Genomic DNA, 7,712 nt, shown 5'->3' with positions numbered 1-7,712 from the left:
GCCCCCGAACTTCGGCGCGGTGCCGGGGGTTTACCCCCGCGGTCTCGGCGCCGGGTTGCTGTCTCGCGGTTCTGAGAAGGAGGAGACGTCATGGCTCGGGTCATGGGAGTGGATTCGTCGACGCAGTCGTGCAAGGTCGTGATCGTCGACACCGAGAGCGGGAACGTCGTCCGCGAGGGGCGCGCGCCGCATCCGGACGGCACCGAGGTCGACCCGGCGGCGTGGTGGACGGCCCTCGAGAGCGCGATCGCGGCGGCCGGTGGCCTGGACGACGTGGCCGCGTGGTCGATCGGCGGCCAGCAGCACGGAATGGTCGCGCTGGATGCGGCGGGCCGGGTCATCCGCCCGGCGCTGCTGTGGAACGACACGCGCTCGGGCGCGGCCGCGGCGGAACTCACCGCCGAGTTCGGTGCCGAGACACTGGCCCGGCGCACTGGGCTCGTGCCGGTGGCGTCGTTCACGATCACCAAGCTGCGCTGGCTGCGCGACCACGAGCCCGACAACGCCCGGCGCGTGGCGGCGGTCGCGCTGCCCCACGACTGGCTCACCTGGCGCCTGCGGGGCTACGGACCCGCCGGCGAGAGCGCGCTGGGTCCCGTGCTCGAGGAGCTCGTCACCGACCGCTCGGATGCCTCGGGCACCGGCTACTGGTCGCCGGAGACCGGGGGCTACGACCGCGAGCTCGTCGTCGCCGCGCTCGGACGGGACGCGGTTCTGCCGCGGGTCCTCGGCCCGCGCGAGAGCGTGACCGACCCGGACGGCCGCCGGGTAGGCCCCGGCGCCGGTGACAACGCCGGCGCGGCGCTCGGGGTCGGTGCGCGCCCCGGCGACGCCATCGTGTCGATCGGCACGAGCGGCACGGTCTTCGCGGTGAGCGCCGAGCGGACGGTGGATGCGTCGGGCACGGTCGCGGGCTTCGCCGACGCGGACGGACACTTCCTCCCCATCGTCGTGACCCTCAACGCGGCGCGCGTGCTGGATGCGATCGCCCGGCTCCTCGGCGTCGACCACGCCGCGCTCAGCGACCTCGCGCTCGCGGCCGAACCCGGTGCCGGCGGGCTGCGTCTCGTGCCCTACTTCGAGGGCGAGCGCACGCCGAACCTGCCCGACGCCACCGCATCCCTGCTCGGGATGACGCTCGCCTCGACGACGCGCGAGAATCTGGCCCGCGCCGCGGTCGAGGGGATGCTGTCGGGACTCGGAGCGGGGCTGGAGGCCCTCCGTGGGGTGGGCGTTCCCCTCGAGCGCGTGTTGCTGATCGGCGGCGCCGCGCAGTCGCCCGCCGTCCGCACGATCGCCCCCGCAGTGTTCGGGATGCCGGTGGAGGTACCCGAACCCGGCGAGTACGTCGCGCTCGGCGCCGCGCGCCAGGCCGCCCGACTGCTCGGCGCCTGACCGCACCGCACGCCCGGCCGTCGTCCGGCACAACGGCGGACCACGCTGCAGCACAACGGCGGACCACGCCGCAGCACAACGGCGGAGATGCCCCGCAACACCCCGGTGAAACAGGCCAGAAGCCGGAGTGTCGGGTCGCATCTCCGCCGTTGTGCGCGTCGGCTGTTGCGCGCAGCGCACAACAGCCGTCCCGACCGGCCCTCGCAAGCGTGTTCACAGCCGGTGCCGAGCCGCAGGCCATACCGTCGAAGGCATGAAGGTCCCGCTCTCGGAGCAGCAGATCACGGTCTCGGCGGCGCAGTTGCGGGAGGTGCGCGACGAACTGCAGCGGTTCCTCCTGGAGTACCGGTTCGGGATGCAGGAGATCGAGACGAAGATCTCGATCCTCCGCGACGAGTTCCTGCACATGCACGACTACAACCCGATCGAGCACGTGTCGAGTCGGGTCAAGTCGCCCGACAGCCTCGTCGAGAAGGTGACGCGAAAGGGGCTCGACTCCGACTTCGCGACGATCCGCGAGCACATCACCGACATCGCGGGCGTGCGGGTGACCTGCAGCTTCACCACCGACGCCTACCGCCTCTTCGACCTGCTCACCCAGCAGGACGACGTCACCGTGCTCACGGTGAAGGACTACATCGCCCACCCCAAGGAGAACGGGTACAAGAGCCTTCACGTCATCGTCGAGGTGCCGGTCTTCCTCTCCACCGGCCCCGTCCGCGTGCCCGTCGAGGTGCAGTTCCGCACGATCGCGATGGACTTCTGGGCGAGCCTCGAGCACAAGATCTACTACAAGTACGCCCGGCAGGTGCCGGAAGGGCTGCTCGACAGCCTCAAGGAGGCGGCGGAGACCGCATCCGCGCTGGATGAGCGCATGGAACGCCTGCATCGCGAGATCCACGGCGACCCCGGCTCGATCCTGCCGCACGGCGTCATCCGCGTCTGAGGCCGCGGCTAGGCTCGCGGCATGCGGGTGCTCGATGAGCTGTGGGATGCGGCCAGGCGCGATCTGAGCGACGCCCCGCGCGAATCCCTCGCCGCCTGGCACCGGCCCCGCGTGCTGGGCATCCCACGTGCCCCGCGACTCGTGCCGGTCGGCTCCGCGTGGCACCTGGGCGTGCTGCTGCTGGGCGAGGACGAGGTGTGGGCGACGGGCGACGTGGTGCGCTCGCGTGAGGACGTGCGGCGGGGTTTCGCGGCCGAGTCGCAGCGCTCGCGCGCCGAGGTCGCCGCGGCGGCGTTCCGCGGCGGCTACCCGGAGGGCGCGACACTGCACCTCGGGTGGGAGCCGATCGACGAGGCGCCGCTCGCCGCGGGCGCCCCCTCCGGCCCGCTCCGTCTCGACGGCGACGAGCCCGTGGTGCGCTGGAGCGCCGGCGGCGGATGGCAGCCGCTGCGGAGCTATCTCGCCGAGCGGGTGGCGCTGCTGCGCGATCCTCCCGCGGGCGCCTCCTGAGCGACCGCGACCGCTCGTCTCGGACCGAACCCTCCACGGGGTCCGCGTCAATCCCTCGGGCGTGATCCGTCGCATGAGAAATGCTCGGACGATGACCGATACGTCCCCGATGCCCGACTCCACTAGTGTGAGATCCCTTCCCGGCGACGGGGATTCCGCGACGGAAGGGCACGCCGTGAAGACCTGGCCAGGATCGGCATATCCGTTGGGGGCGACCTTCGACGGCAACGGCACCAACTTCGCGCTCTTCAGCGAGGGCGCCGAGCGCGTGGAGCTCTGCCTCTTCGACGATGACGACGTCGAGACCCGTATCGAGCTGATCGACGTCGACGCCTTCGTCTGGCACGCGTACCTGCCCAACATCGCGCCGGGCCAGCGCTACGGCTACCGGGTGCACGGCCCGTACGACCCCGCGAACGGTCAGCGCTTCAACGCCAGCAAGCTGCTGCTCGACCCGTACGCCAAGGCCGTCGACGGTCAGGTCGAGTGGGATCAGGCCGTCTTCTCCTACCCGTTCGGCGACCCGGATGGGCACAACGACGACGACTCGGCGACGCACATGATGAAGGGCGTCGTCGTGAACCCCTTCTTCGACTGGGGCGGAGACCGGCTGCCGAAGACGCCCTATTCCGAGAGCTTCATCTACGAGGCGCACGTGAAGGGCTTGACCGAGCGTCATCCCGGCATCCCCGAGGAGATCCGCGGCACGTACAGCGCCATCGCGCATCCCGTCATCATCGAGCACCTCAAGCGCCTGGGCGTGACCGCGATCGAGCTGATGCCGGTGCACCAGTTCGTCAACGACGACACCCTCGAGCAGAAGGGGCTGTCGAACTACTGGGGCTACAACACGATCGCGTTCCTCGCCCCGCAGAACACCTACTCCTCCACCGGCCAGCGCGGCCAGCAGGTGCAGGAGTTCAAGGGGATGGTGCGGGCCCTCCACGCCGCCGGCATCGAGGTCATCCTGGATGTGGTCTACAACCACACCGCCGAGGGCAACCACATGGGCCCGACCCTCTCGATGCGCGGCATCGACAACGAGGCGTACTACCGGCTCGAAGACGACGACAAGCGCTACTACACCGACTACACCGGCACGGGCAACAGCCTGAACGTCGGCAACCCGCACGCGCTGCAGCTGATCATGGACTCGCTGCGGTACTGGGTGCTCGAGATGCACGTCGACGGATTCCGGTTCGACCTGGCGGCGACCCTCGCGCGCGAGTTCTACGACGTCGATCGGCTCGCCGCCTTCTTCGAGCTCGTGCAGCAGGATCCGGTGGTCTCGCAGGTCAAGCTCATCGCCGAGCCGTGGGACGTCGGCCCCGGCGGGTACCAGGTGGGCAACTTCCCGCCGCAGTGGACCGAATGGAACGGCAAGTACCGCGACACCGTGCGCGACTTCTGGCGCGGCGAGCCGTCCACCCTCGGCGAGTTCGCCTCCCGCCTCACGGGGTCGGCCGACCTCTATGAGAACTCGGGCCGGCGCCCGGTCGCGTCGGTGAACTTCGTCACCGCGCACGACGGCTTCACGCTCCGCGACCTCGTGTCGTACAACGAGAAGCACAACGACGCCAACGGCGAGGACGGCAACGACGGCGAGTCGCACAACCGCTCCTCCAACAACGGCGTCGAGGGTCCGACCGACGACCCCGCCGTCCTCGTGCGGCGCTCGCGGCAGCAGCGCAACTTCATCGCCACCCTGCTGCTCAGCCAGGGCGTGCCGATGCTGCTGCACGGCGACGAGCTCGGGCGCACGCAGGGCGGCAACAACAACGGATACGCGCAGGACAACGAGATCACCTGGGTCGACTGGGAGAACGTCGACCAGCAGCTCGTGGACTTCACCGCGGCGCTCGCCCGGCTGCGGCGCGACCACCCGACGTTCCGGCGCAGTCGGTTCTTCGACGGCCGGCCGGCTCTGCGCGAGCAGGACGCCCCCGTGCCCGACATCGTGTGGCTGCGCCCGGACGGCACGCCCATGCAGCCCGACGACTGGGACTCGGGCTTCGGCCGCGCGGTCGGGGTGTTCCTCAACGGCAACGGCATCCGCGAGCGCGACCGTCGCGGTGAGCAGATCACCGACGCGCACTTCACGGTGCTCTTCAACGCCGGCGACGAGCCGGTCGACTTCTCGATGCCGGATGTGGACTTCTCGCCCCAGTGGGATGTGCTCGTCGACACCGCCGGCAACCGGGCCAACACCGAGCCGGTGGCGCCGGGGGAGACCCTCCCGGTCGAGCCGAAGTCGCTCATCGTGCTGCGCGAGCACCGCGAACCCGAGTCCGAGGTCGACCACTCGGTGTCGTCGTCGCTCACGCAGGGGCTGACCACGGCGATCGACGAGGTGCCGGGTGCGGCTCCCAAGGCCGAGGTGGCGCGCTGAGATGAGCGGGTTCGCGGCGCCGTCGTCCACCTACCGGCTGCAGATCCGGCCGTCGTTCGATCTGGATGCGGCCGCCGCGGCCGTTCCGTACCTGCGTGACCTTGGGGTCTCGTGGGTCTACCTCTCGCCGCTCCTGCAGGCGACGACCGGGTCGGACCACGGCTACGACGTCGTCGACCCGAGCCGGGTGGACCCGGCCCGCGGGGGCGGCGCAGGACTCGCGCGCGCGTCGACCGCGGCGCACGAGGCCGGTCTCGGCGTGCTCGTCGACATCGTGCCGAACCACATGGGCGTCGCCGTGCCGCGCGAGAACCCCTGGTGGTGGGATCTCCTGCGCCTCGGGCGCACGTCCCGCTACGCCGACGCGTTCGACGTCGACTGGGCGTTCGGCGACGACCGCGTGCGGGTGCCGATCCTCGGTGCGCCGCTCGACGAGGTGCGCGGCGACCTGCGGCTGGATGCGGTCGCCGCCGCCGACGCCCCCGACGGGGTGCTGCGGTACTTCGACCACGTGCTGCCGCTCGCGCCCGGCTCGCTCGAGGGCGTGGATGCCGCATCCGCGTCGGCCGACGACATCCGCCGCGTGCTCGACCGGCAGCACTGGGAGCTGCGGTTCTGGCGCGACGAGGCGGATCAGCTGAACTACCGGCGCTTCTTCGCTGTCACCACCCTCGCCGCGGTGCGGGTGGAGGATCCGGCGGTCTTCGACCAGGCCCACGCCGAGATCCTCCGGTGGGTGCGCGAGGGTCTCGTCGACGGGCTACGGGTGGACCACCCCGATGGCCTCCGCGACCCCGGCGGGTACCTGGAACGGCTCGCGGCGGCCAGCGGCGGGCTGCCGGTGTGGGTCGAGAAGATCCTGGAGCACGGCGAGGCGCTGCCCTCCTGGTGGAAGACCGTCGGCACGACGGGCTACGACGCGCTCGGCGAGATCGAGCGGGTGCTGGTCGACCCCGCGGGCCGGGCGGGGCTCGACGCCCTCGATGCACAGCTGCGCATCGAGTCGCAGGTGCCGTCGGCTCCGGACTGGGCCGACCTCATCCACGGCACGAAGCGCACCGTGGCCGACACCATCCAGGCCTCCGAGGTCGCGCGCCTGGTGCGGCTGCTTCCGCATCCGATCGCGCACGCCGCCGATGCGCTCGCCGAGCTGCTGGCCTGCTTCCCGACCTACCGCGCCTACCTCCCGGCCGGACGCGCACTCTTCGCAGCGGCGGCGGCCGATGCGTCGGCCCGCCGGCCCGACCTCCGCGCGACGATCGACGAGCTCCTGCCCCTGCTGACCGACGGCTCGAGCGAGCTGGCTCAGCGCTTCGCGCAGACCGCCGGTCCGGTCATGGCCAAGGGCGTCGAGGACACCGCCTTCTATCGCTACACGCGGCTGGGCTCGCTGACGGAGGTCGGCGGCGACCCGGCCCAGTTCGCGCTGTCGGTCGACGACTTCCACGCGGCGCAGATCCGCCGGCAGGCGTCCTGGCCTCACGCCCTCACGACCCTGTCGACGCACGACACCAAGCGCGGCGAGGATGTGCGGGCGCGACTCGACGTGCTCGCCGAGCTGCCCGAGCGCTGGGCGGATGCGCTCGACGCGCTCCGCGCGGTCGCGTCGACGGGCGACGGGCCCTTCGACGCGCTGCTGTGGCAAGCGATCGTGGGTGCCTGGCCCGCGAGCGCCGACCGCTTGCACGCGTACGCCGAGAAGGCGGCGCGCGAGGCGGGGGAGCGCACCGGCTGGCTCGACCCGGATGCCGACTTCGAGGAGCGGATGCACGCCGTCGTCGATGCGGCGTTCGGTGACGCGCGGCCGATCGTCGAAGACCTCGTGGCCGAGATCGCCCCCTTCGGGTGGTCGAACTCGTTGTCGGCCAAGCTCCTGCAGCTCACCGGCCCGGGGGTGCCCGACGTGTACCAGGGCTCCGAGCTCTGGGAGCAGTCGCTCGTCGACCCCGACAACCGTCGCCCCGTCGACATCGCGCTGCGGGCGCGGATGCTGGCCGAGCTCGACCGCGGTGCTCCGCAGAGGCAGCTGCCCTCGATCGATGCGACCGGCGCCGCGAAGCTCCTCGTGGTGTCGCGCGCGCTGCGGCTGCGGCGGGATCGCCCCGAGCTGTTCACGCGCTACGCACCGATGACCGCGGTAGGTGACGCATCCGACCATGTCGTCTCGGCCGATCGCGGCGGCGCGATCGCCGTCGCCACGCGGTTGCCGGTGGCGCTCGCGGCGCGCGGTGGATGGGGCGACACCGCCCTGCTCGTCGCATCCGAGCCCCTCGTCGACGTGCTCACCGGGCGCACGTTCCACGGCCCCGAGCTGCGCCTCGCCGACCTGCTGCGCGACTACCCGGTGGCCCTCCTCACCCCCGCCCCCGCGGCATCCGCATGAGCACGCCCGCCTCCCCCTCCGCCCCCTCCTCCTCCGCATCCGCATGAGCACGACCGCCGAGCGCATACCCCGTCGTCGAGCGCAGATCC

At 71.7% G+C, this 7,712-nt stretch carries 5 protein-coding genes; all 5 read left to right on the top strand.

The window, feature by feature from the left end; genetic code table 11:
* Positions 1–90: 90 nt before the first annotated feature.
* Positions 91–1,395, top strand: a complete 1,305-nt coding sequence (gene xylB, locus AB0N73_RS16185) for a xylulokinase (protein WP_363565371.1) — start codon at positions 91–93, stop codon at positions 1,393–1,395.
* Positions 1,396–1,648: 253 nt separating this feature from the next.
* Positions 1,649–2,341: a GTP pyrophosphokinase family protein gene (locus AB0N73_RS16180; protein WP_363565369.1), complete on the top strand. Its 693-nt coding sequence runs from the start codon at positions 1,649–1,651 to the stop codon at positions 2,339–2,341.
* A 21-nt stretch (positions 2,342–2,362) separates the two neighbouring features.
* The gene (locus tag AB0N73_RS16175) at positions 2,363–2,851 is read left to right on the top strand and encodes a glutaminase (RefSeq protein ID WP_363565367.1); all 489 of its coding nucleotides are present in this window, start codon (positions 2,363–2,365) and stop codon (positions 2,849–2,851) included.
* Between the two features lie 175 nt (positions 2,852–3,026).
* Positions 3,027–5,240 carry a glycogen debranching protein GlgX gene (glgX, locus tag AB0N73_RS16170; protein ID WP_363565365.1) on the top strand — a complete coding sequence of 738 codons (2,214 nt, stop codon included), beginning with the start codon at positions 3,027–3,029 and terminating at the stop codon, positions 5,238–5,240.
* A 1-nt stretch (position 5,241) separates the two neighbouring features.
* Positions 5,242–7,623 (top strand): malto-oligosyltrehalose synthase, encoded by a 2,382-nt coding sequence (gene treY / locus AB0N73_RS16165; protein ID WP_363565363.1) that lies wholly within the window; start codon positions 5,242–5,244, stop codon positions 7,621–7,623.
* Positions 7,624–7,712: the final 89 nt, after the last annotated feature.

It is taken from the genome of Microbacterium sp. NPDC089189, from assembly GCF_040685095.1.
GTDB lineage: Bacteria > Actinomycetota > Actinomycetes > Actinomycetales > Microbacteriaceae > Microbacterium.
Note: the sequence above shows the minus strand (reverse complement) of the source record. Positions and strands in the feature narration are given on the sequence as shown.